20 protein-coding genes and 2 pseudogenes are annotated in these 23,083 nt (G+C 67.2%); 13 read left to right on the top strand and 9 right to left on the bottom strand.

Going from position 1 to position 23,083, the window contains the following annotated elements; all coding sequences use genetic code 11:
* Nucleotides 1–49 precede the first annotated feature (49 nt).
* A pseudogene (locus OG257_RS04220) lies at nt 50–463 on the top strand (IS5 family transposase); the annotation flags it as partial.
* A gap of 37 nt (nt 464–500) precedes the next feature.
* Nucleotides 501–1,397 carry an aminoglycoside phosphotransferase family protein gene (locus OG257_RS04215; RefSeq protein WP_329204836.1) on the top strand — a complete coding sequence of 299 codons (897 nt, stop codon included), beginning with the start codon at nt 501–503 and terminating at the stop codon, nt 1,395–1,397.
* 650 nt (nt 1,398–2,047) lie between these two features.
* On the opposite strand, the gene OG257_RS04210 is transcribed toward OG257_RS04215, so the two are convergent.
* Nucleotides 2,048–2,455 carry a hypothetical protein gene (locus OG257_RS04210; RefSeq protein ID WP_329204834.1) on the bottom strand — a complete coding sequence of 136 codons (408 nt, stop codon included), beginning with the start codon at nt 2,453–2,455 and terminating at the stop codon, nt 2,048–2,050.
* Between the two features lie 343 nt (nt 2,456–2,798).
* Between OG257_RS04210 and OG257_RS04205 the strand changes: the two genes are divergently transcribed.
* A complete protein-coding gene (locus tag OG257_RS04205; protein ID WP_329204833.1) occupies nt 2,799–3,605 on the top strand; it encodes a nucleotidyltransferase domain-containing protein in 807 nt (268 codons plus the stop codon).
* Nucleotides 3,606–3,631: 26 nt separating this feature from the next.
* On the opposite strand, the gene OG257_RS04200 is transcribed toward OG257_RS04205, so the two are convergent.
* Both OG257_RS04200 and OG257_RS04195 read right to left on the bottom strand, forming a co-directional pair.
* Nucleotides 3,632–4,537 (bottom strand): zinc-binding dehydrogenase, encoded by a 906-nt coding sequence (locus tag OG257_RS04200; protein WP_329204831.1) that lies wholly within the window; start codon nt 4,535–4,537, stop codon nt 3,632–3,634.
* A 322-nt stretch (nt 4,538–4,859) separates the two neighbouring features.
* Nucleotides 4,860–5,495, bottom strand: a complete 636-nt coding sequence (locus tag OG257_RS04195; RefSeq protein WP_329204829.1) for a TetR/AcrR family transcriptional regulator — start codon at nt 5,493–5,495, stop codon at nt 4,860–4,862.
* A 245-nt stretch (nt 5,496–5,740) separates the two neighbouring features.
* Here OG257_RS04195 and OG257_RS04190 point away from each other — a divergent pair, with 245 nt between their 5' ends.
* The 4 genes and pseudogenes from OG257_RS04190 to OG257_RS04175 all read left to right on the top strand — a co-directional run.
* The gene (locus OG257_RS04190) at nt 5,741–6,901 is read left to right on the top strand and encodes an IS701 family transposase (protein ID WP_443054281.1); all 1,161 of its coding nucleotides are present in this window, start codon (nt 5,741–5,743) and stop codon (nt 6,899–6,901) included.
* Nucleotides 6,902–6,981: 80 nt separating this feature from the next.
* A complete protein-coding gene (locus tag OG257_RS04185) occupies nt 6,982–7,578 on the top strand; it encodes a TetR/AcrR family transcriptional regulator (protein ID WP_329204827.1) in 597 nt (198 codons plus the stop codon).
* Nucleotides 7,579–7,686: 108 nt separating this feature from the next.
* The gene (locus tag OG257_RS04180; RefSeq protein ID WP_329204825.1) at nt 7,687–8,907 is read left to right on the top strand and encodes an MFS transporter; all 1,221 of its coding nucleotides are present in this window, start codon (nt 7,687–7,689) and stop codon (nt 8,905–8,907) included.
* Between the two features lie 420 nt (nt 8,908–9,327).
* Nucleotides 9,328–9,688, top strand: a pseudogene (locus OG257_RS04175) (zinc ribbon domain-containing protein); the annotation flags it as partial.
* Nucleotides 9,689–9,718: 30 nt separating this feature from the next.
* Here the strand turns inward: OG257_RS04175 and OG257_RS04170 are convergent.
* The 4 genes from OG257_RS04170 to OG257_RS04155 all read right to left on the bottom strand — a co-directional run bounded on the left by OG257_RS04170 (nt 9,719) and on the right by OG257_RS04155 (nt 14,438).
* Entirely contained in the window at nt 9,719–10,879 is a 1,161-nt protein-coding gene (locus OG257_RS04170) for a prephenate dehydrogenase (RefSeq protein WP_329204824.1), read from the bottom strand.
* Nucleotides 10,876–11,256 carry a chorismate mutase gene (gene aroH / locus OG257_RS04165; RefSeq protein ID WP_329204823.1) on the bottom strand — a complete coding sequence of 127 codons (381 nt, stop codon included), beginning with the start codon at nt 11,254–11,256 and terminating at the stop codon, nt 10,876–10,878. The genes OG257_RS04170 and aroH overlap by 4 nt, the downstream gene beginning before the upstream one ends.
* A gap of 33 nt (nt 11,257–11,289) precedes the next feature.
* The gene (locus OG257_RS04160) at nt 11,290–12,672 is read right to left on the bottom strand and encodes a class II 3-deoxy-7-phosphoheptulonate synthase (RefSeq protein WP_329204821.1); all 1,383 of its coding nucleotides are present in this window, start codon (nt 12,670–12,672) and stop codon (nt 11,290–11,292) included.
* 89 nt (nt 12,673–12,761) lie between these two features.
* The gene (locus OG257_RS04155; RefSeq protein ID WP_329204820.1) at nt 12,762–14,438 is read right to left on the bottom strand and encodes an FAD-dependent oxidoreductase; all 1,677 of its coding nucleotides are present in this window, start codon (nt 14,436–14,438) and stop codon (nt 12,762–12,764) included.
* Between the two features lie 498 nt (nt 14,439–14,936).
* Here OG257_RS04155 and OG257_RS04150 point away from each other — a divergent pair, with 498 nt between their 5' ends.
* The 6 genes from OG257_RS04150 to OG257_RS04125 all read left to right on the top strand — a co-directional run bounded on the left by OG257_RS04150 (nt 14,937) and on the right by OG257_RS04125 (nt 20,848).
* The gene (locus tag OG257_RS04150; RefSeq protein ID WP_329204818.1) at nt 14,937–15,683 is read left to right on the top strand and encodes an SDR family NAD(P)-dependent oxidoreductase; all 747 of its coding nucleotides are present in this window, start codon (nt 14,937–14,939) and stop codon (nt 15,681–15,683) included.
* Nucleotides 15,684–15,761: 78 nt separating this feature from the next.
* A complete protein-coding gene (locus OG257_RS04145) occupies nt 15,762–17,048 on the top strand; it encodes a GNAT family N-acetyltransferase (protein WP_329204816.1) in 1,287 nt (428 codons plus the stop codon).
* A 107-nt stretch (nt 17,049–17,155) separates the two neighbouring features.
* Nucleotides 17,156–17,638: a flavin reductase family protein gene (locus tag OG257_RS04140; RefSeq protein WP_329204814.1), complete on the top strand. Its 483-nt coding sequence runs from the start codon at nt 17,156–17,158 to the stop codon at nt 17,636–17,638.
* A gap of 30 nt (nt 17,639–17,668) precedes the next feature.
* Nucleotides 17,669–19,105, top strand: a complete 1,437-nt coding sequence (locus OG257_RS04135) for an FAD-binding oxidoreductase (protein WP_329204812.1) — start codon at nt 17,669–17,671, stop codon at nt 19,103–19,105.
* Nucleotides 19,106–19,139: 34 nt separating this feature from the next.
* Nucleotides 19,140–20,318 carry an acyl-CoA dehydrogenase family protein gene (locus OG257_RS04130; RefSeq protein WP_329204810.1) on the top strand — a complete coding sequence of 393 codons (1,179 nt, stop codon included), beginning with the start codon at nt 19,140–19,142 and terminating at the stop codon, nt 20,316–20,318.
* A 26-nt stretch (nt 20,319–20,344) separates the two neighbouring features.
* Nucleotides 20,345–20,848: a cupin domain-containing protein gene (locus OG257_RS04125; RefSeq protein WP_329204808.1), complete on the top strand. Its 504-nt coding sequence runs from the start codon at nt 20,345–20,347 to the stop codon at nt 20,846–20,848.
* A 61-nt stretch (nt 20,849–20,909) separates the two neighbouring features.
* On the opposite strand, the gene OG257_RS04120 is transcribed toward OG257_RS04125, so the two are convergent.
* Entirely contained in the window at nt 20,910–22,031 is a 1,122-nt protein-coding gene (locus tag OG257_RS04120; protein WP_329204806.1) for a helix-turn-helix domain-containing protein, read from the bottom strand.
* 284 nt (nt 22,032–22,315) lie between these two features.
* Nucleotides 22,316–23,068, bottom strand: a complete 753-nt coding sequence (locus OG257_RS04115; RefSeq protein ID WP_329214890.1) for an SDR family NAD(P)-dependent oxidoreductase — start codon at nt 23,066–23,068, stop codon at nt 22,316–22,318.
* Between the last annotated feature and the right edge of the window lie 15 nt (nt 23,069–23,083).

Below are 23,083 nucleotides of genomic sequence, written 5' to 3'. Positions count from 1 at the left end.
TTCCTCTGATGCCCGGACGTGGGTGGGGTGTTGGGGCCAGGCCGGCTTCATGGGTCGTGGGGATCCGACGAATGCGGAGTGGGGTCGGCTGGAGTCGCTCTTGCCTCCCGATGGTGTGCGTGGTGGTCGGTGGAGCGACCACCGTCGGGTGATCAATGGGGTTCTCCACCGGGTGCGGACCGGCGTGCAGTGGCGGGATCTGCCCGAGCGGTTCGGGCCGCGGGAGACGGTCTATAGGCGACATCGTCGCTGGTCAGCTGATGGGACTTGGCAGATGCTGCTGTCCCGCATTCAGGCAGTCGAGGACGCGTCGGGCGGGATCGACTGGGGCGTATCGGTGGACTCGACAGCAGTACGAGCCCACCAGCACGCCGCCGGCGCGAGGAAGGTGGCCCCGGCTCCCGTCTCTCAAAGTGGGGCCGAGCGGGGGACGAACCAGGTCGAGACGTTCCAGAGAGCGAGAGCCCGCTCCGTCCGCCCCCTCAGTACTGTGACTTCGCATGACCGACACCGAGATCGAGATCACCGCAGACCTGGTCCGCGACCTGCTGGAGGAGCAACATCCAGACCTTGCAGGTCTGGCCATCCGCGAGGTGGCGGGCGGTTGGGGCAACCAAATGTGGCGTCTCGGGGACGAGTTGGCCGTGCGCATGCAGCGCATGGACCCCACCCCGGAGCTCCAGCTCAAGGAGCGGCGGTGGCTACCTGTGCTGGCCCCGCGCCTGCCGCTCCCGGTGCCGATGCCGGTGCGGTTCGGCGAACCGTCCGAGCGCTTCCCCAAGCACTGGACCGTGATGACGTGGGTTCCCGGCGAGCCGCTGGACCACGGCTCGATCAGCCGCGGCGACCACGCGGCCGACACGTTGGCGGGTTTCCTCCGGGCGCTCCATGTCGAGGCGCCCGCCGAGGCGCCGATCGCTACGGACCGCGGTGCCCATCCCAAGAACTGCACGGACGGCTTCGAGAACCTCTTCCAGGCCGTTGTCCCCGACGACATCGCTGCCGATGTCCGGGCTGTCTGGGACGATGCCGTTGCCGCCCACGCGTGGGGAGGCCCGCGGGTGTGGGTGCACGGCGACCTCCATCCCGCGAACGTCGTTGTCTCGGACGGAACGCTCTCGGGCATCGTCGACTTCGGTGACATGTTCGCCGGCGATCCGGCGTGGGACCTCGCCGCCGCATGGGTGCTGCTGCCCTCGGGCACGGCCTCACGGTTCTTCGAGATGTACGCGTACGCAGACGAGGCGGCGATCCGGCGCGCCCGCGGGCTGGCCGCTATGAAGAGCCTCTTCCTGATGCTCATGGGGCAGAACGGAGATCGGGGGCTTCCCGGCGGCAAGCCGAACTGGGGACCGGCAGGCCGGGCGGCACTTGATCGTGTTCTGACGGGCGTTTGACGCACGCATCCTTGAACGCGGAGCCTCTTCTGGGCGCCGGACCGGCTGACCTGGAGACCTTCGACCTCGCCGAGCCGGCCTTACGTCTCGGCTGCGCCGATGCGGGCAAGGAGGTTATCGCGGATGTCGACGAGCCGTGCGGTTGGGCCGGATCCGGCCGGAGGGGTGAGCACATGACCAGCTTCTCTGAACTACTCGCGAGTCCTTCGCGGCCCATACAAATGCTGCGCTGCCCTTGATGCCCCAACTGCCACCCGACGACTGACCTCACCACCGGGACTACGTGCAGTGCCGGCCTGACGAGGGCGAAGGCTATCGAGGCAGGTAGATGCCGCGGTCATGGTGGTCGGGTAACAGCCGGATCGACGGGCAACGCCTTTCCAGGGTGCGAACTGCGTCGAGCCCCCGCACTGTCCGGCCATCACCACTGTCAACTTGTAGAGCCGAGCCGCGGTCCGTACTCGGTGAGTACGGACCGCCACGGAATCCCCGTCCGAACTCGGAACCGTATGACGTCGATCAGCAGCCGCCGGGCCAGACAGCCTGCGGCCATGCCATCGTCGCCTTCGCCAACAACGTCCCCGACAGCGTTTCCACGAGTGGCTTACGTCCTGGTCATCTGGCTCCGCACATCATTGCCCGGAGAAGTCCTAGCCGCCGATCGGCACGTACTTGTGCCAACCGGTCTGGTACTGGTTGGTGCCGTCCTCACCGTTACGCACCACGATTCGGAAGGTGATACTGCCGGACTCGGCCATGTCGTAGTTGCAGTCGACCAGGGTGTCGGTTGCGCCCCTGTCGTCGTGACACTCACCGGTGCGACCGTAGTTGGTCTTCCACTCGGTGACCGCTCGCCAGCCGTCAGCCCGGTAGTCGCCGGCATATACGTGATCCCCGTACTCCGAGAAGCAACCACGGGCAGCCACCTCACCGCCGATCTCCAGGTTGTCGCACCAGGTCGTCCCCTGTGCCTGAGCGGGCGAGGCCGCAATTCCGATGGCCAGGATGCCGGCCGCCGTGGCAGTACCCAGGAGCTTGAGCTTCAACGTTCCCAACATGAGAATCCTCCCCGTAGCGGACGACGGTGCGCCGCCCAGGCGCACCACGTGCGCCGCTTGAGAGCGAGCATCGCTGACGCGAGCATGGCTAGCGAGGCCTTTGCGCCCCGCCGCAAAAACGCAGGTCAGCGATCCAGCGCACCTGCGGTGCGCGCCGGGGTGCGGTAAATGTCGTGGCGTCCGCCGGGATGTTTAACGAGGACGGCAAGGTCGCGTCGATCGACCCTGGAGGGCCGGTGTCACCCCTTTCGCCGGCGGATGCGTGAGCGGTGCGATTCACGGACGCCATACCGTCCCGGAAATCCGCTCGGCAGCACGCAACAGCCCGAGGCACAGTAGCCGCATGGACGAACGAGGACTGGACCGCGATGGAACGATCGCACGCGAAGGCGCACTGGACCGAGTGCGGGCAGCGTTCGTTCCCGTCGTCGATGCCGCCCGCGCTCGTATCACCGAGACGTTCGACAGTATGCGCCTGCACAGCGCCTACCTCTACGGAAGCATCCCCCGTGGCACCGCCACCCCTGGAGTCTCCGACCTCGACCTTCAGCTCGCCCTGTACGGTGAGCCCACCGAAGCCGACCGCGCTGACGCCAAAGCCATCGAGGTCGTGCTCGACCGTGCATTCCCGCAGATCGATGGCGTCGGGATCTTGCTGACCAGTACGCGGTTGCTGCTCAGTGACGTCGACCGTCACGACGGCGGATTCTTCATCGCGTGCCTCTGTACCCCGCTGCTTGGCCCTGACCTCGCAGAACAACTGCCCCGGTACCGCCCGACAGCCCTACTCGCGCGGGAGACCAACGGTGACCTTGCCCGCGTGCTTCCACGCTGGCGTGCCAAAGCAGCTGAAGCCACGACGGACGCCGATCGCCGGTCCCTCAGCCGTTTTGTTGGTCGTCGCATCGTCCGCACAGGTTTTACTCTGATCATGCCCCGTTGGGACGGCTGGACCAGCGACCTTGACCAGTCCGCCGAGCTCTTCGGCCGCTACTACCCCGAGCGCGCCGAGCAGATGCGTGTCGCCGCGTCCGCCGGACGTGTGCCCTCACCCGACCCGGCGTTGCTCGGGATGCTGATCAACGACCTTGGCTCTTGGCTCGCGGCCGAATACACAGCCATGCATGGTGAGAAAGCCCCGCGTCCCTGACAGGCGTCCCGCGCCGTGGGTGGCGGTCAGTCGACGGTCAGTACGGCTTTGCCTCTGATGCGCCGGGCTATCAGGTCGGCTGCCAGTTGTGGGGCGTTTTCCCAGCTGCTCACGGTGTCGGCTCCGACTGTGAGGCGTCCGTCGGCAGCCATGGCTGCGAGGTGGGCGAGGTCGTTGCCTGTGTCGCCGCCTGCCTGGAGGCCGGTGATGGTGAGGCTCGCCTGTACCAGCTGGTAGGGCTGGAGGGTGGTGGCCGCGGCCGAGGTTGCACCGATGGAGATGACGGTGCCGCCGGTGTTCATGTGGCCGAGTATCTCCGCGAGCTGGTCTCCTCCCACGTTGTCCAGTACGAGGTCCAGTGGCGAGTCGAGCTGGCCGGGGTGGGTCAGTACGTGGTCCGCGCCGAGTGAGGTGAGCCAGCCGGTTCGCGTCGGGTCCGTGGACAGTGCGTAGACTTCGGCGCCTGCCAGATGAGCCAGTTGCACGGCGAAGTGGCCCACTCCGCCGGATGCCCCTGTGATGGCGACGCGCTGACCGGGCAGGACAGTTGCTTTGCGCAGGGCGCGCAACGCTGTGAGTCCAGCCACCGGAAGTGCTGCGGCCCGGGAGAGCTCGAGCTCGTCGGGCAGGACCGCCAGTTCCTGATGGCTGACGGCGCGCAGCTGGGCCCAGCCTCCGGACCATCCCCAGGTCACCACGCGTTGTCCTGCTCGGGGTCCGCGGCCGGATGCCGCTGCCTTCTCGACGATGCCTGCTGCGTCCCAGCCGGGTACGGAGCCTTCAGCGACGTCGTCGTCCCTGGGTAGTTCTCCGTAGTTCAGCGAGGTCGCCACCACTTTGACGAGCACCTCGTCCGGTCCGGGTTCGGGGTCGGGGACGGTGGCCATGGTGAGCCTGCTGGGTGCCGAATGATCGACTACGAGAGCGCGCATGGATCGTGGGTCCTTCGTCGGTGGATGCCGTTGGGCATGGTGGGGCGGGAGCGGGGCCGGTTGGCCGGCATGGTCGCCGGAGCTGTGCCGGTGAGCGCTCGATGGTGTGTGCCGACGCCGCGCCCCTGGGGCCGATGGTGCGCTACGAGGGCGGGTGAGGCTACAGAGAGTTCGATAAGTTGCGGGTCGGTGGCGCGCGCTCCGCTTCGGTTGCGTGCTGCAGGGGCTGGGCTGTGCTGGGCTGGGCTTGAGGAGCGGTTGGCGGAGCCGGTGGGTTCTGCCGCCGGGCCAGCGGGTTCGGGTGTGATCAGGAGAGCCTTGTTCAGGGCCTCTCACTGTGTGGCGGGGAGCAGTTGGCGTCCGGTCCGGCTGTGATCAGCCCGTGCAGCACGGCGTCCCACAGGCGCACGAGTTGGTGCACGGCGTCGTCGGCCCTCCCGGTGTCGGGGTGCGCCGCCCGCTCCCGTGCCTGGGCTTCGATTCCGCTGCAGAGGTAGGCGAAGAGCCGGGACACGTCCGCTGAGCGGAGGCTTCGGCGCAGCTGTCCTTGGGACTGTGCCTGGGCGATGAGCTCTTCGGTGAGGGGGAGCCAGGCATTCGTCCAGTCCCCGGACGGCGAGAGCTCCCGGCTGAGCCGCGCTGCGGCGCGGACCACGCAGTCGTGGTGGAGGAGGCCGCCGACCGTGAGCAGCATGAGCCTGACCTTGCCAAGTGGTGACAGAGCCAGTTCCGGGATCCTGCGCACTGCGGCATCGACGCTGGACGTGCCGGCTGCGATGACGGCGTCCGCCAGTCGGTCCTTGGTCGGGAAATGGAAGGTCAGGGCTCCCATCGTGACGCCTGCCAAGGCGCATGTCCGGTTCAGTGAGGCACCGCAGTAGCCGAGTTCGTCCATCTCCTCCGCGGCGGCTCGCAGGAGAGCTGTCCGTGTCCGCTCGGCTCGCTGCTGTCTCACCATGCCGGAGGGCGCCCTCTGCTCGCTGCACGCACCGCGCCTTCCTCCTGCTCTACCTGTCCGCATGGTGGGACACGGTCCACTGGCAAACCGTTGCGGGCAACGGCTAGTTGACCAAGTTGTAGCGGATTCATGGACCACCTCAAAAAAAAGAATAGTTTTTGCTATGTTCTCTGGGAACCTGATCGGGGGCGCACGTGCCGGTACTTGCCGGTCCTGCGGGCGCACATACATCCAGGAGGTCAGCAGTGGGAGCACAGCCCGTACTCCGTGAGCACTCTGCGCCCGGGCGGCACTCTGTATCCGACTTCTCCAGTCATGTGTTCGGCTATCTGCAGCGCGTTGACCAGCGGCGTTGGGCGGATACCTATCTGCGGGGGCTGTTGTCCACTCCGGGCAGGAAGACGGTGCGTCACATGGCGCGGACTCTTGCGCTTCCGGCGAGTGCTCCTCAGGCCCTGCAGCAGTTCGTGACCGCCAGTCCCTGGAACTGGGAGACCGCTCAGCGGGAGCTGGCCCGGCTGGCGGTGTCGGCGCTGTCGTCGCCGGCGTGGACGATCGGCACGGTTCTCCTGGAGAAGCGCGGCCGTCACTCGGTGGGGGTCAGGCAGCACACGGACCTGCCTTCCGGGCGCCGGGTCAATTGCCAGATCGGGATCGGTCTCTTCCTGACGGATGACCGCTCGAGTCTGCCTGTCTCCTGGCGGCTCCTCATGGATGACGCCTGGTGCGGGGACCTGGAGCGGCGCCGCCGGGCCAGGATTCCGGACAGGCTGACTCCGCTGCCGGCGCGGGCGCTGGCTCTCGACATGGTCACCCAGGTGGCGGGGCGTGGTGTCCCGGGCTCCCTTCCCCTGGTGTTCGGGCTCGATGCCGCCTGGGATGTCACGCATCTGGCGCTGCAGCTGGCCTTCCAGAGGAGGGCTTTCGTCATCGAGGTCCCGGCTTCGCAGCCGGTCATTCCCGTGTCGCATCCCGATGCCCCCGCACCCGTTGTGGCGCGGCCGGTCACCGCTGAGGAGGGTGCGCGCACGGCGCGGTCCCGGTATCGCGCCGCAGGCGACCGACCGCTCTCCATGCCCGTGCGTCTCGCGTCCCGGCCGGGAGCGCCGGCCGGCCGGCAGGTGCTGCAGCTGATTGCCGAACCGTCGAAGACCGAAGCCGGATTTCACCGCTACTGGGTCACCTCGATGCGGGGTGTGGGAGCTGAGCAGGTGCGCTCTCTTGCCCGCCGGTCCGTGACGACCGATGCCACGTTGCGGCACATGAAGGACGATCTGGGCCTGCTCGATTTCGAGGGCCGGTCGTTTCCCGGCTGGCACCACCACATGACCCTGGCCTCCGCCGCCTTCCACTTCCGGCACCTGGACCGGCTTCCCGCGCCGGTCATGGAGGTGCGAAGTGCCTGAGTCCGTGCGGCCGCGTGAGGCCTTTGGGCCCGCCCTCCATGTATTGCACTGGTCGATACAAAACCTGTTAGGCTGCCTTTATGGCACGGCCGAGGGAGTTCGACGAAGTGCGCGCCGTGGAGGCGGCCATGCGCCAGTTCTGGCTGAAGGGCTACGAAGCCACTTCGACCCAGGACCTGTGCGCGGCCACCGGGCTCGGGCGCAGCAGCCTCTACAACACGTTCTCCAGCAAGCACGCGCTCTTTCTGCGTGCGCTGACGCACTACACGCAGAGCATGACGGAAGCTCAGGTGGCACTGCTGGAGGATGCTGCGCAGCCTGCCGTCACCCGGCTGGAGGCGCTTTTGGAGTCGGTCCTGGACATCGAGGAAGCCAACCGGCACGACGGCTGGGGCATAGGCTGCCTCGGAGTGAACAGCACCGTCGAACTGGCGGGGCACGATCCCGCCGTTGCCGCCGTCCTCGGGCGGGACCAGAAGCGCAGGATCGCCGCCCTGAGCGACACCATCGCCGCCGGCCAGCGCAGCGGCGAGATCTCCGGTACGCACCGGCCGGAGGATCTTGCCGCCTACCTCAATGCCGCCATCGCGGGCATGCGAGTCGCCGCGCAGGGAGGCGCGGATCGCCGGACCCTGGCGTTCATCGCCGCTACCGCTCTCGAGGCTTTCGTGAACTGACGGACCGGCACTGCGCCGCTCCCTGCATCTTCTCCGGTCGGGGAAGGGCTGTTCCACACCCTCATTTCGTACTCATCTGTCCAAAACTCTTGAAGGAACGTGACTGACATGCCACGCGCCGTATATGTCCTGGCCATGGGCATCTTCGCCATGGTGACCAGTGAGTTCGTCGTCGCCGGCCTGATGCCCCAGATGGCAGAAGGCCTCAACGCAACCATCCCGCAGATCGGATACCTCATCACGACCTTCGCCGTCGCGATGGCCGTGGGCGGTCCCTTCCTGACCATCGCGCTGATGAAGCTGCGGCCCAAGCCCGCACTGCTCCTGATCTTTGCGATCTTCCTGGCAGGCAACCTCCTTGCCGCCACGGCGACTTCCTACAGCGTGATGATGGTCGCGCGTGTCGTCACAGGCGTCGCTTCACAGGCGTTCTTCGGCGTGGCGATCTCGGTGTGCTCCGCACTGACGCGGGAAGAAGTGCGCGGGCGTGCCATCGGCGTCGCCATGAACGGCCTCATGCTCGGCACCCTGCTGGGGCTTCCCATGGCCACGTTCATCGGCGGCAACTACGGCTGGCGTGCCGCATTCTGGGCCATCACGGTTCTCACCGTCATCGCCGCCGCAGCGACGTTCTGGGGAGTGCCGCGCATGGACCGGCCAGGCAGCAGCACCGGAACATTCCGGGAAGAGGTCAAGGTCTTCCGCCTGCCCCGCCTGTGGCTGGTGCTCTCCACCAGCACCCTGATCATCGGCGCCACCTTCGCTGCCTTCAGCTACTTCAACCCGATCCTCACCGACGTCAGCGGGTTCAGCGAGTCCACCGTCCCCGTCCTGCTCATCGCCTACGGAGCCGCAACTGTCGTCGGCAACTCAGTGGTGGGCCGCCTGGCCGACCGCCGCACCGTCAGCGTCCAGGCCGTCGGCCTCGCCCTGAACGTTGTCTTCCTCAGCTGCTTCGCACTCTTCGCCGACCTCAGCATCGCCGCCGTCGTCTTCATGATGGGCATCGGCCTGGTCGGCGTGACGATGAACCCCGCGATGGCCACTCGTGTGCAGCGCACCGGTAACGCCGGACCGCTCGTCAATACCGTCCACTCCTCCTTCATCACGCTGGGCATCATCATCGGCTCGTCGGTAGGCGGTGTCTTCGTCGACAACTTCGGGCTCCGCGCTCCGCTGTGGCTCGGCGCCGGGCTGGCCGTACTCGGCCTGCTCTCGCTCCTGCCCGAACTGGGCCGGCGCACCGCAGCCTCCCGCCCCACCGCCGAACCCGTCACACCGGCAGCCGCAAACGCTCCGGTTCAGACAAAGCAGCACGAAGAGGTCTGAGCCCGCAGACCGCCAGCAAGGCGGACCTCTGAAGAAGCCGGTGAGGGCTGATCCGCGTCAGCGGATCAGCCCTCACCGGCGCATGAAGCTTCTTCCGACGTACGAAGCCGTCGAGGCATCGGGTTCCACGGCACAGCCGGCCGGTTTGCAGCCACATGGCAGGACGGAGATCTACTCGTCGGATACCTGCTCAACGCCGGCTCCGAATCTCCGCATCAGCGAAACTGTCCTATCGATACACAGGGACGGCTGACCAGGCCCTGCGCGCGGACAGCGAGCGGGCGGCGCATCACAGGGCCGGCCATGAGCAGGCCGCTGAGGAACTGAGCCGGCTCCCGGCAGGTGCGTGGACCTGTGCGCCGAGCGCGCCCCAGAGCATCAAGCAACTCGTGCATCCGGCGGGCACGGAGATGATCGCTGCGCCTGGCCAAGTCCGTGCACATCGCGGGATGGTCAGCGTTCGTGGCAATGCTGGAGTACAAGGCCGCGTATTCGGCCGCGGCTTCCACCGCATCGGACGGTTCGAGCTGACCTCTCAGGTCTGCTCCGTGTGCGGCGTCGAGGACGGCCCCAAGCCCCTCAACGTCCGGGAGTGGACGTGGAGGGGCTTGGGGCCGTCCTCGACCGTGACATCAACGCGGCGGTCTACGTCGCCAAGGCCGCCGGACTGGCGGTGTCAGCCTGTGGAGCGCAGGTAGGACCGGGACTCCTCCCGGCGCAGCGCGGTGAAGCCGGAACCCACCGAGACGGTCGGAGGACCGGGGTAGGAATCCCTGCCCTAAGGGCGGGGAGCGGAAGCCAACGGGACCGGTCACCCCAGTCGGGCAGCCGCAAGCGGCTTCGTGCTGCGGACGATCGTCTCGCCGACGTCGCCGGACGCAGCCACATGCTGTACATCCCATCCCTGCTCCGTGAGCCTACGGGAAAGAACCGGAGCCGCGGTGGCTGCCACCGCGAGTTCGACCACTCCGGTGGAATCCTGCTGCGCGTGCTCGATGGACATGTCTTCGACATTGATGTCGAGCGCCGCAGCTTCGGCCAACAGCTGCGAGAGCTCGCCGGGCCGGTCCCCGACGTGGACGCGAACGGGCGTGAACACAGCAGGAGCACTACCGTGTTTGCCAGAGATACGGCTACGCCCTTGCCTGCCCTGCGCCAGGAGCCGGGTGACGCGGCCGGCCGCCGCGAGCCGCTCGCCGGCTGCTCCCTCGTGCAACGTGCGCAGCGCTTCCACAGCTTCCTCCAGATCCCGCCCAAGATCTTGGAGGACATCCGCTACAGCGGCTGCGTTGGCCTGCAGGATCTGCGTCCACAGCGCGGGATCGCCGTCCGCGATGCGGGTGACGTCACGGACGCCTTGGCCGGCCAGGCGTGCGGCGTCATCCGAGATCCGCGCCAGCTGCGCCGCCATCAGCGCGGCAACCAGATGAGGTGTGTGCGAGACAGCAGCGACAGCATGGTCATGGACGCCGCTCTCCATCAGGATGGGCACGGCACCACACAGGGAAACCAGCTCCAGGGCCCGGTTGACCGTCTCCCTGGTGGTGCGGGGGAGCGGGGTCAGCGCCCAGGGCCTGCCCTCGAACAGCGTGGCGCAGGCGGCCCACGGCCCGGAACGCTCGGCGCCGGCCATGGGATGTCCGCCGATGAACGTGGCCGAGTCAGCGCTTCCGCCCGCGACCTCCCGCTCCGGTCCCCGCTTGACGCTGGTGACGTCGGTGTAGGAGTACGCGAGCAGCCGCCGTTGTTGCTGTTGCAGCACGGTGGCGACCTGAGCGGGCGGCACAGCGAGAATGGCCAGGTCGACGGGCCGAGAGCTGGGGGCGGTCGTGCCCGCGCCTCTGGCTTCGGCGATGCGGGCCGCGGCCGTGTCCGCGTCCTGGAGGTGGACGTGCACACCGCGGGCAGTGAGAGCCAGGCCGACGGACGTGCCGATCAGACCGGTGCCGACGACGGCTGCGGTACGTATCACAGGCTCTCCCCCGACTGGCTGACGAGGTCGCGGCGCAGGGCCGCCGCCCCTCCCAGATAGATGTGCCGCACCTCGGGACGCGCCTGTGCCGTCTCCACGTGCGCCATGATGCGCACGACCCGGGGCAACGCGCCTTCGATGTCGAGTTCCTGCGCGCACATCAAGGGCACGTCTTCGAGGCCCATGGTGCGCAGGGCTGCGGCGGGAAACGCGCTGCGCAGATCCGCAGTGGCCGTGCAGATCACACTGACGAGGTCCTGAGGGCCGATGGCGTTGGAGTTGAGCATGATGGTGAACAGTTCCTGGGAGCGGTCCAGCAGGTGCTGCTTGTCGTCGGTATCCAGTTGGACCGCGCCGCGTAGTGCCCACATGGGCATGGTTTCCCCGCTTTCCTATGGTCGCCCCGGCGCTCAGGTGCCCTGACGGCGTGTCTGCGGCGTTACTCGTGCCTGCCCGTACAGTTCGGCCACTTGAAATGCCAGGTCGAGAGACTGAAGCCGGTTGAGACGGGGATCGCAGGCGGTTTCGTAGCGCCCGTCGAGGTCGCCGTCCTCCAGGGCGCTGCCGCCACCCACACACTCGGTCACTTCGTCGCCGGTCAGCTCGATGTGGACGCCACCGGGATGCGTGCCCAAGGCGCGGTGCACCTCGAAGAAACCCGTCACTTCGTCGAGGATGTGGGCGAAGTCGCGGGTCTTGTACCCGCTGGTCGCTTCGTAGGTGTTGCCGTGCATGGGATCGCAGATCCAGGCGACCTGCGCACCGGATGCGGTGACCTTCTCCACGAGCTCCGGCAGATGATCACGGACACGGTCCTTGCCCATGCGGGTGATGAACGTCAGGCGCCCTGCCTCACGGCCCGGATCGAGCCGGTCAATGAGCGCGAGGGCGTCGTCCGCCGTCGTGGAGGGCCCGAGCTTCACGCCGACCGGATTGCGGATGCCGGCAGCGAACTCCACATGCGCGCCGTCGAGCCGGCGGGTCCGCTCGCCGATCCACACCATGTGCCCCGACGTGTCGTACAGGTCACCGGTGCGAGTGTCCACGCGGGTGAGCGCGTCTTCGTAGTCGAGAAGGAGGGCCTCGTGGCTGGCGAAGAACTCGGTCGAGGCGAACTCGGAAGGACTGGCTCCCGAGGCCGCCAGGAAGGCCAGAGCACCATCGATACTGCCCGCCAGGGCTTCGTAGCGGTGGCCCACCGGCGAGGAGGCCACGAAGTCACGGTTCCATTCATGGACCTGACGAAGATCGGCGTAACCGCCGGCGATGAAGCCACGCAGCAGATTCATCGTGATGGCGGAGGCGTGGTACATGCGGCGCAGCCGTTCCGGCTGCGGTGTACGGGCCTGGGAGGTGAAGGCGATGTCGTTGACCGCATCACCACGGTAGGAAGGAAGCTCAACACCGTCCCGGGTCTCGGTGGGCCGAGAACGCGGCTTGGCGTACTGGCCGGCGATGCGCCCTATTTTGATCACCGGCACGGAACTGGCGTACGTGAGGATCGCCGACATCTGCAGGAGAGTCTTGAGCTTGTTGCGTATCTGCTCCGCGGACAGCGCGGCAAAGGATTCGGCGCAGTCACCGCCCTGAAGGACGAAAGCCTCACCGCGTGCCACAGCCGCCAGCCGGGTACGCAGCAGGTCGCACTCTCCTGCGAACACCAGCGGAGGGGACTGCGCCAGATCGGACACAACCTGCTTCAACGCAGTGCCGTCGGGCCAGAGCGGCTGCTGCGCCGCTGGTTTGCCCCGCCACGGTGCGGGGTGAGCAGACTTGCGGGGTTCACTGTGCATACCGGGGTCCCGTTTCTCTCCGTAGGCAGGGGGCACGGGTTCGCCGTGATCCCCGCGAGGTGCCGAAACTGGTGAAGGGCAGAGGCTTCTCAGCCCCGCAGCTTGATGGACATGGAGTGACGGAAGAAGTCGGAAGGATCCCACCGGCGCTTCACCTTCTGCAGCCTCGGGTAGTTGTCCTTGTAACAGAGCGTGTACCACGGCACGCCTGAGGTGTTGTACTGCGGATCCGCCAGGTCCATGTCGGGATAATTGATGTAGCAGCCGTCAGTGGTGTCGTCGATGACCGGTACACCCTTGGTGTACTTGTAGGTGTCCTCGTAGAAGGCCCGGATCCACCGCATGAAGCGGTCGTCGTCCTCCTTGAACGCCCATATGTTCTGGAAGATGACCTTGATGACCGAGCTCCGCTGCGCGCTGGCTGTGGCGTCCTCGGCTACGGCATTGATCTTGCCGCCGAAGGAGAGGATGACCAGGGTGCTGTCGACGCCGGTGAGTGCGGGATCCGACAGGTACTTCCAGAAGGTCGCCACCTGGTGGTCGGTGAAGTTCTTCTTGTAGTACGCCGACTTGAGTCCCACCCTGGCCTCAGGGTTGGCGCCGACCGGGTCCGGGGCACCCACCATGCGGGCGGCCGCCAGCCACGGCAGCTCCCTGGGCTCGAGGAACCCGGGCATCGCGGCAAGTTCGCCGCTGGGCTTCGTCGTGGCGATCGGCTCTATGCCGACGCCCGCCATGACGGCTGCACGATAGTCGTCGAGGAGCCCGCGTGCGCCGGGAACATCCGCGTCGATCTGTGTGTAGAGGCTGAGCCGTCCGTGGGCGCGTGAGTTCACGTTGAAGAGGCTGCTGAGATGGCGATAGGGCGAATCGGGTGCACTGTTGTGCTCGTGCCACGCTCCGACGTTCTTCAGGAGACGGGTGAACCTGGCTTCGGTGAGCTTGCTCCAGGGCACGTCGAAGGAGTGGGCGATCACCCGCCTCGGCGGATTGACCAGTTGCCTGCCGGGATCGGAACCGGATGCCTCCGGCGAACGGAACCAGTAGCGCGTGACGAGCCCGAAGTTACCTCCGCCGCCTCCCGTATGAGCCCACCACAGATCCCGGTTGGGGTCGTCCTCGTGACGTGTGGCGATGACGGTGCGCACCTTGCCGTGCGCATCGACGACCACTACTTCGACAGCCAGGAGGTGGTCCACGACAAGGCCATGCGCGCGGGACAGCAGGCCGTAGCCGCCGCCGGCAACATGGCCTCCGATGCCCACGCTGTGGCAGATCCCCCCGGGAAGGGTGACCCCCCACCCCTTGTACAGAGCCTCGTAGACGTTGTAGAGCCTGGCTCCTGCTTCGACGACGAAAGCGCGCCGACCAGGGTCGTAGTCAACCGAATTCATCTCGGAGAAATCGATGATGACCTCGACATCCGGATTGCACGTGAAGTCAGCCACACAGTGGCCTCCGCTACGCACGGACACCCGTTTGCCCTGCTGATGTGCTTCCCTGACCGCATGCTCGGCGTCCCGCGCCGAGCGGATCATCTTGATGTGCTCCGGGCGGGCGACAAAGCGCTTGTTGATCCCCGTGGTGAGCACTTCGTACCGCGGGTCCTCCGGGGCAATTACCGCACCCGGCGTTCTGTCACCGCCGGTGTGCCCGAATGCCGGCGCGGCGGCAGTAGTGGCGAGGCCTGCTGTCACAACGGATGTGCCGGCAACGGCGGCCCCGCGAGCCAGCACCGTCCGTCGGTTGATATCGCTATGCGGCATGGGATCCAATCCTCGTTCGGTTTCGGCAAACAGGAGTGCGGTGCCTGTAGGCGCTGTTGACGCTAGGCGGATCCGGGAAGGCGAGACCACTAGCCAACCAAGTGGCCTCTTTTGACTACTTGAGCCACAGCTACTCGGTCGAGCAGTCTCCGCTGCGCCGGCGGCATTTCGGTTGAAGGCTGCGCGGGCACGTGACTACGGTCCAGGGCAGAACGGAAACGGCGAATGCGGCCCGCATAACCGATCGCGGTTATGCGTGGTCAGTCCGCAAGGTTCACGCTGCCCGCATCGCCTTCCCGTCCGGTGCGGCACATCGCATGAGTCGGCACACGGAGATCGCGCCCAGAACCCGGACCACATTCCGAAGACCGGGCAATGGGGCAGCCCCACCGCACTTGCGTGCACGCCGGTCAGATGCGCCCACGCATGCCACGCCGGCCAGGGCGCTCAAGGCGCTGCGCCCTGTATGAGACCAGCCCATGAAAGAGGTAGTGACTGATGGCAAAGCTCGAGGGAAAGACCGCTCTGGTAACCGGCGGCAACCGGGGGATCGGTGCAGCCGTCGCGCTGCGCCTTGCGGCAGAAGGAGCCGACGTCGCCATCACCTACGCCCGCAACAAGGACGCGGCGGAAGCGACCGCCGAGAAGATCCGTGGGGAGGGTCGACGTGCTCTTGCTCTCGCAGCCGATGCCACCGACGCTCAGGCAGTGCGGGCAGCCGCAGACGCGGTAGCCCTCGAGTTCGGCCAGATCGACATCCTGGTGAACAACGCCGGCTACGCCGACATGTCGATGCCCGCTCTGGAAGACGTCTCGCTCGAAGTGCTGGACCGCACGCTCGGTGTGAATGTACGCGGCGCGTTTCTCACCGCACAGGCAGCGTCCCGGCACATGGGGGAGGGCGGCCGGATCGTCAACATCGGCAGCTGCCTTGCCACTCGAGTGCCGGCGGGCGGGCTGACGTCCTACGCCATGAGCAAAGCGGCGATCTCGGGCCTCACCCAGGGGCTGGCACGTGACCTGGGCCCGCGGGGCATCACGGTCAATCAGGTGGCCCCCGGATCGATCGACACCGACATGAACCCTGCCGACGGGCCGGGGGCCGATTTCCAACGCGCCCACATCATCTTCGGGCGCTACGGAACGGCAGGGGAGATCGCCCAGGCCGTCGCCTTCCTGGCTTCGCCGGAAGCCGCGTACATCACCGGAGCAACGCTCGCCGTCGACGGCGGCACAAACGTCTGACCCCGCCTCACCACCGCTCGTGACCGAGCGTGAGACAGACGTGAGCGCGCCATCCACGCTGCTTGAGGGAGCCCGCCCATGAGCCGATCACCCCAGACACCCGCCATAGACGTCCGTTACGTTCGGGACGAAGACGTGCCCGAATGGACGCGTGCATTCAGTACGGGCTACCTTCGCCCGTCTGTCGAAGGCGCTGCCGACTACATGCGCGTCGCGCTGGCCGACGACCGTGCCATCGGGGCTTTCGACAAGGGCCGCTGTGTCGGCACGTATCGCAGCTCGGTCCAGGAGCTGACGGTCCCCGGCGGTGCACGGCTGCCGGTCTCCGCCGTCTCGAAAGTATCCGTGGCCGGAACCCATCGCCGTCGAGGACTCCTCAACCGCATGCTGGATCTCGACCTTCGCGACGCGCAGCAGCGCGGCGAACCGGCGGTTGTGCTGGATGCCGCCCAGTACGCGATCTACGGCAGATACGGCTTCGGGCCCGCTACCCAGATGGCCTGGTTCGAGATCGATGTCCACCGGGCAGGACTGCACCGTCAGCAGTCCGGGGACAGGAGTGACATCTGCCTCGTGGGCGCTGACGAATACTTCAAGCTGGCGCCGGAAGCCTACGAACGCTTCCGGGTCGCCCAGCACGGAGCCCTGCGCCGCGACACCCTGTGGTGGCAGGAAGCCACGGGACAGAGGATCGGTCCCGGCAGCACCTGGACAGAACCCTTCTACGCGGTCCACGTGGACGAAGCCAGCGGCGACGTCGACGGGTTGATGTGCTTCTCCGCACAAGAGCGATGGGGAGCCATGCTGCCTCAGTCGCCGCTCCAAGTCAGAGACCTGGTAGCGCTGGGGCCTTCCGCCGAGCGGGCCTTGCTCCGTTACGCGGTTTCCATGGACTGGGTCAGCACCGTTCACCTTCCCTTCCGCGCCCCTGACACGCTCGCACCTCACTGGCTGGGCGACCCCAGAGCCGCGCGGATCACGGCGCTGAGCGATTTCATGTGGCTGCGGATTCTCGATCTTCCCAGGGCCCTGTCGGCGCGGACCTACTCCACCGAGGGCGCGGTTGTCCTCGAAGTCGATGATCCCGTCGGCTTCGCCCACGGGCGATGGCTGCTGGAGGGCGGAGCGAGCGGCGCAACGGTCTCCTCCACTTCACGCTCCGCCGATATTGCCCTGGGCGTGCAGCACCTGAGCTCTCTCTACCTCGGGGACGAAGCTGCCACGCGCCTGGCGGAGCTGGGACACGTGGAAGAACTGCATCCCGGTGCACTGCGGCGGGCAGATGCCCTCTTCCGCACCGGCCGCCGCCCCTGGTCGCCGCGCGCGGTGTCCAGCGAGCACTACGGCCAGGCAGGCCTGGGCTGACGCAGACCCCAAGTTGCCGGGGGCTCCGCACCTACCCGCCGTCACCCGGCGACCGGCTTCCCTCTTGTGTCTCCATGACGTCCCGACGCTCACCTTAGGGGTTTCCTGTGCCCACGCAGCAGATCCGGTCTGTCAGCGACGACCTGCGCAGTGTCATGCGGCTCTTTCCCACCGGAGTGGCTCTGCTCCGTACCGGAGAGGGCGAACGAGCCACGGCCATGACCATCAACGCGCTGATGTCGGTTTCACTCACTCCGCCACAGCTCCTGGTGAGCGTGCTGCACTCATCCAGGGCACATGCCGTTCTCGAGGACCACCGGGCGTTCTCGGTTCACCTCCTGGGCGACCAGCAGGCAGAAACCGCACGGCTCTTCGCATCAGCTTCCAAGCCGCAGGGCCGGGATCTGGCTGCGTTCATCGACCGGTATGTGGTGCCCGGCTCCCTGGCTCGGCTGACGTGCTCGCTGCGCTCCGTCTACCCCGGCGGCGACCACAGCCTGTTTCTCGGTCACGTCGATGCCGTGGAGGCGGCTGTCTCCGCCGAGGGCCCGCTGCTCTTCCACGGCGGGGCGCTGCGCGGCTTCGAGTGACCGTTCCCATCCAACTTCGTGAGGAGTCCCGTGTCAGTTCTTCCAGCCGATATGCCTGCCGAAGTCGTGCACCGCGTCGGCACGGACGGTGCCCCGCTGCCTGCCGACGAGAACGTCAGCATGTTCCGGCCCCGTGATGTGTACGGTCTTCTTCGCCCCCGGTCGGTGGAAGAAGTCCGCGATATTGTCCGGTCGTTCGCCGGCGCACCGAAGGGCCCCGGTCTCCACGTCTTCAGCACAGGACGCAACTGGGGCCTGGGATCCCGCGAGCCCGCCCGGGACGGGGCGGTCAGCCTGGACCTGTCACAGCTCGCCTCGGTACGGGAGTTCGATCTGCAGGGGGGCTGGGCCGTGGTCGAGCCCGGCGTCACTCAGCTCCAGCTCGCCTCGCTGCTGGAAGGCAGCGACCGGATGCTCAACGTGACGGCGTCCTCCGGGCACACAAGCGTGCTCGGCAACACCGTGGACCGCGGGGTCGGACTGCGTCACCAGCGCACACGCGACCTCGCAGGGCTCGAGGTCGTCCTGCCCGACGGCGAATTGATCCGGGTCGGCTGGTGGCCGCGCGAATCGGGTCCCACAGCTGTCAATCCCAGCGGACTGGGTCCCAACCCTTTGGGTCTGTTCACCCAGTCCGATCTGGGGGTGGTGACCGCTGCCGTCGTCCGTCTGCTTCCACGACCCGAGGCCCAGCGCACCCTGAGGGCATCGATTCCGCGCCGACACCTCAGTGACGCCCTCGACGAGCTCAGGCGCTGGAAGGCTCAGCATCTCGTGTCAGGAGTCATCAAGGTCTACGACACGGTGTCCAACCGGTCCTACGGCGGAGCCGCCGGTGACTTCGTTGCGCACCTGTGCGTGGACGGGACGGCAGAGACGGTCGAGGCACTGACCCGAGTGATCGAGGGGGAGGCTGCGCGCTGCGGACTCTTCAGCGACATCGTCCGGTCGGACGATCACCCGCCGGCGGACGACGACTTCGTGGCACAGCTCGTTCAGCGCGGCTTCGGCGGCGACCCCTCACACAACGAGAAGGTCCTGCTCTCTGCCGTGGGGACCACAGCCGAGGCGGTGGATGGCGAAGGCAGCGGATGGGTGTTCTTCCTTCCCCTCGTCCCGTTCAACGGCCCGGCGCTGTGCAGGGCACAGGAGATTCTGGAGCAGGTCGGTGCCGAGACCGGCATCAGCCCCGGTTCCACGATCAACGCTCTGGACGCCGACGTGGTGGACCTCGTCGTGTCCTTCAGTTTCCCTCGCACCGATACGGCCGTGTCGCGTGCCCACGCCGCGCTCGATCTGACCTACGAGCTGTTCGAGGCCGCCGGCTTTCTGCCCTACCGGCTGGACGCGGAGCATCACGCCTGGACAGACAGGCTTTCGCAGGACGCCGCGGCCCGCCGCTTCGTGCGGCGCCTCAAGCACGTAATCGACCCGTCCGGGGTCATCGCCGCAGGCCGATACGCCTGAGCGCCATCGCTCATCCCTGTGAGGAGTTCACACCATGACCGTCGCCATCAGCCCGCCCCAGACCGCCCAGGACATACTGCAGCGCGCCCGGGACATCGCTCCACTCCTGCGTGAGAACGCTGCCGAGATCGAGAACAACCGGCACCTTCCACCTCACGTCGTATCCCTCCTGCGGGAAGCCGGCGTGTTCCGGGCAGCCATGCCCAAGGCCTGGGGCGGCCCGGAACTCACCTCGCTCCAGCAGACCGAGCTGGTGGAGACCCTCGCGGCCGGCGACGTCTCCGCGGCGTGGTGCTCGATGATCGCAATGGACTCGGGGATCTACTCCGGCTATCTGCACGAAGACGCGGCCCGCGAGATCTACCCGGACCTCGACATGGCCAACTCAGGCTGGATCTACCCACAAGGGCGTGCCGAGCGCGTCCCCGGCGGATACCGGGTCACCGGCCAGTGGCGGTTCGGCAGCGGATCGACGCACTGTGACGTTCTGGTCGGCGGCTGCACCGTGTACAAGGACGGCGAGCCCGAGGCGGATCCTGTCACCGGTGAGGCCCGCCAGTGGCGAGTCATGGTCGCCCGTCCCGAGCAGTACGAGATCACCGACACCTGGTTCACGACCGGGCTGGCAGGCAGCGGGAGCCGGGACTACCAGGTGGCAGACCTGTTCGTGCCGGAGGAGCATTCGTTCGCTTTCCACTCTCCCCGCCGAGGCGGGCCGCTGCACGCGGCACCGGACGCGATCCTGCGCAAGATGTCGGGAGTCCCCCTGGGCATGGCAAGGGCGGCGATCGACCATGTGCGAGACATGGCTGAGCACCGGGTCGATCGGGAGACGGGCACCGCGTGGGCCTCCGATGTGAGGATCCAGACGGCTGTGGCCAAGGCCGACATGGAGCTGACCGCCGCACGGAACAACGTGTACGCAACCCTGAGCACACAGTGGCAGGCCCTGGAGTCAGGCACCGAGCCCACCCCCACCGAGAGGGTGTCCACAGCTCTCGCCCGCTATCACGCCTTCCGTACCGGCCGGCAGATCGTCCAGTCACTGTACGACCTGGTCGGAGGCGCATCGGTGTACACCAAGAAGTCGCCTCTTGACCGCTGGCTCCGGGACGCCAACACGATGTGCCAGCACGCGGTTGCCCAGGACTCCATCCTCCAGCTGACCGGCAACGTGCTCCTGGGCGGCAAGTCGCAGAGCCCGTTCTTCTAGGCCGACCGAGAACGAAGGAGCATTACGTGGTCACGTCCGACTCTGCGGGGTCTCCCCGGCCGAAGATCATCCATGTGCCTGCAGGCGAAGGGCCAGCCGTGTGGCTGAGCGGCGACGTCTACACCGTGAAGCTGAAGCACGAGGAGTCCGGGGGGTCCCTGACGCTGCTCGAAGCCTCGGTCCCGCCGGGCGGAGGGCCTCCTCTGCACATTCACGCCGACGCCGACGAAGCGTTCTACCTGCTGTCGGGCGAGCTCGACATCACGACGCGTGAGTCGACGTATCACGTGAGGCCGGGAGACTTCGTGTTCGTGCCCAAGGGCACGGCCCACCGCTTCCGGAACAACGGTCTTCACCCGGCCCGGCAGCTTCTGCTGTTCACCCCGTCCGGCGTCGACCGCTTCTTCCTCGAAGCGGGACGCAAGGCAGAACCCGGAACCCCTCCGCCTCCCCCCGAGGATGAGGACCTCGAGTACGTGGCCGGCGTCGGTGAGCGCTATCACCTCCTGCAGGCCGAGAGCCAGGACTGACCGCGGCCGGTGCACGGTGCGGGCTGCAGTCCGCGGCACTCTGCAGCCCGCACCACATCTGTCACGAGTCGGCTTCGGCCCCCGCAAGAGTCAGATGCACGACCTTGGACAGTTCGATCCGCGAAGCAACACGCAGGGTGCCGTAGACCTTGCGCAGGTGGTAGTTCACCGTGTGCGGGGAAAGAAAAATACGCTCGCCGATCTGGCGGTTGGTCAGCCCGTCGGCCGCCAGCGAAGCGATGGTCTGCTGCTGTTCGGTCAGAGCAGGCCACTTCTCACGGCCGGGTACGTCACCGGCCACCGTGCCGGTGTCCTGGCCGGCCGCCCAGTCGGGCTGCGGTCCTGAGGCGCCGTCCGCGGAAGGCGCCACCACCACCGCAGGGTCACGCACTGAAGTCTGCGGCCGTGGAACCGAAGCCCATGCGGCTGTCTGTCTGAGCATGACCTCCTGCACCTGGGCAGGCACGGTGCTCCTGACCACGCGCCAGAACAATTCGCTGGAGAAGGCGTAGCCCGCACCTTCGCAGCGTATGAGACCGGCTGCGGTCGCTTCATCGAAGTCCTTCAGCAAGGCGACGGGGGACAGCTCCGCAACCCGGCTCAGGCTGTCGAAGGAGATGTCCCTGCCGAACACCGCGGCAATCCTCACGGTGCGCCGGCAGGCGGGCGAGCAGGTCTGCAGAAGACGGTCGACCAGGTGCTTCACCTCGCTCGAGTACCCTGCGGGCCCCGTACTGTCAGACACCGCCGGATCACGACTTCGGGCGGCCAGTGCCATGAGCGTCGCCGGATGGCCGCCTGCCTCCTCCACCTGCCGTGCTGTCAGAGCCTGGTGCCCGCACCCGGCGGCGTCCGAGGCCAGCAGCTGCGAGGCCCGCTCGGACAACGGCCCGACAAGCAAACGCTCCTGGACGGCTGCGGCACCGCAGAGCCCGATATCCGTCTGCGCCACATCGGCGCCGGGAGTCCGGCTCAGAACCCAGACAACAGCCCGGTCCGCCAACTGGGCGCGCAGCGCGCCGATAGCAGACGCAGCGCCGTCAGGCAGCCTTTGAGCGTCATCGAGCAGGACCAGAGCAGGCGTCCGCAGCCGGGAAACCGGCGCCCCCAGACCGTCGACGACCTCGGCGCCACAGCGCCGTGCCAGATGCCCGGCCTCGGCCAGGAGCCGTGACTTCCCCATGCCTGGAGGCCCCTCCACCGTGACGAGACAGCTCGTGCCACGGTGCGCATGCTGGAGCAGTGCTCCAAGGGCCGCGGCCTCGGCTGTACGACCGCGGAGCGGGTTGTGGTGCATGGGAGCAGTGAGGTTCGTGCCATGAGACATCTCGGAACACCCTTGTGAGGTCGACAAACAGCGCCAGGGCGCCTTCGGCCATCGATGCCGACCACTATGCGAGTGCTTCATATGCCACACAACATTGACTTGGAGAACTTGCAGGAGATTCGCTCTGGTGTACGACTTATCTAAGTTGCGAAAGCTCCGCCCTCGACGGGGATCTCACCCCCCGTAACGAAAGAACTGTGATCCGAGCAGAGCCACAACGCCGCGCGCGCAACCTCGATCGGCTCAGCCAGCCGCTGCTGCACCGCCCGCGCCACAAGGTCTCGCTCCTGCACCGGCGAATCGCGCAGCACTCCTTCAATGAGTTCTGTGCGCGTAGCGCCCACCATCAGGGCATTGACACGTATCCCGTACCGGCCGTACTCGGCCGCGGCAGCCTTGGTCAGTCCGACGACGGCGTGCTTCGCGGCCACGTAGGGTGCGGCCGCCCCGGTGGCGAACCTCCCTGCCGTACTGGACGTGTTCACCACCGCGCCTCCGCCGCCGGACATCATCACCGGCAGCTGGGAACGCAGGCAATTCCACACGCCCCGTACGTTCACATCCATCATGCGGTCGAAGTCCGCCTGGTCCACCTCGTGGATAGGCACACCGAGCGTCCCCCACCCGGCGTTGTTGAACGCAGCGTCCAGCCCGCCGAAGGTCTCCACGGCGAGTGCGACGGCACGGTCGGTGTCCGCCGGCACACTCACGTCACCCACACTCAGAACAGCCCGGCCGCCTCCCGCGGTGATCTCCTGCACCAGGCTGCGCAGTTCGCGTTCGCGGCGCGCCATGAGCACGACGCCGGCGCCTTCCTCGGCGAAAAGACGGGCCGCAGCCGCACCTATGCCGCTCGACGCTCCAGTGATCATGACGGACCGGCCGGCAAGCAGACCGAGCGGCTGCAC

Origin of the sequence: Streptomyces sp. NBC_00683 (assembly GCF_036226745.1) — a bacterium.
GTDB lineage: Bacteria > Actinomycetota > Actinomycetes > Streptomycetales > Streptomycetaceae > Streptomyces.
The sequence above is the reverse complement of the archived record's forward strand: the minus strand, read 5'-3'. Positions and strand labels throughout refer to the sequence as shown.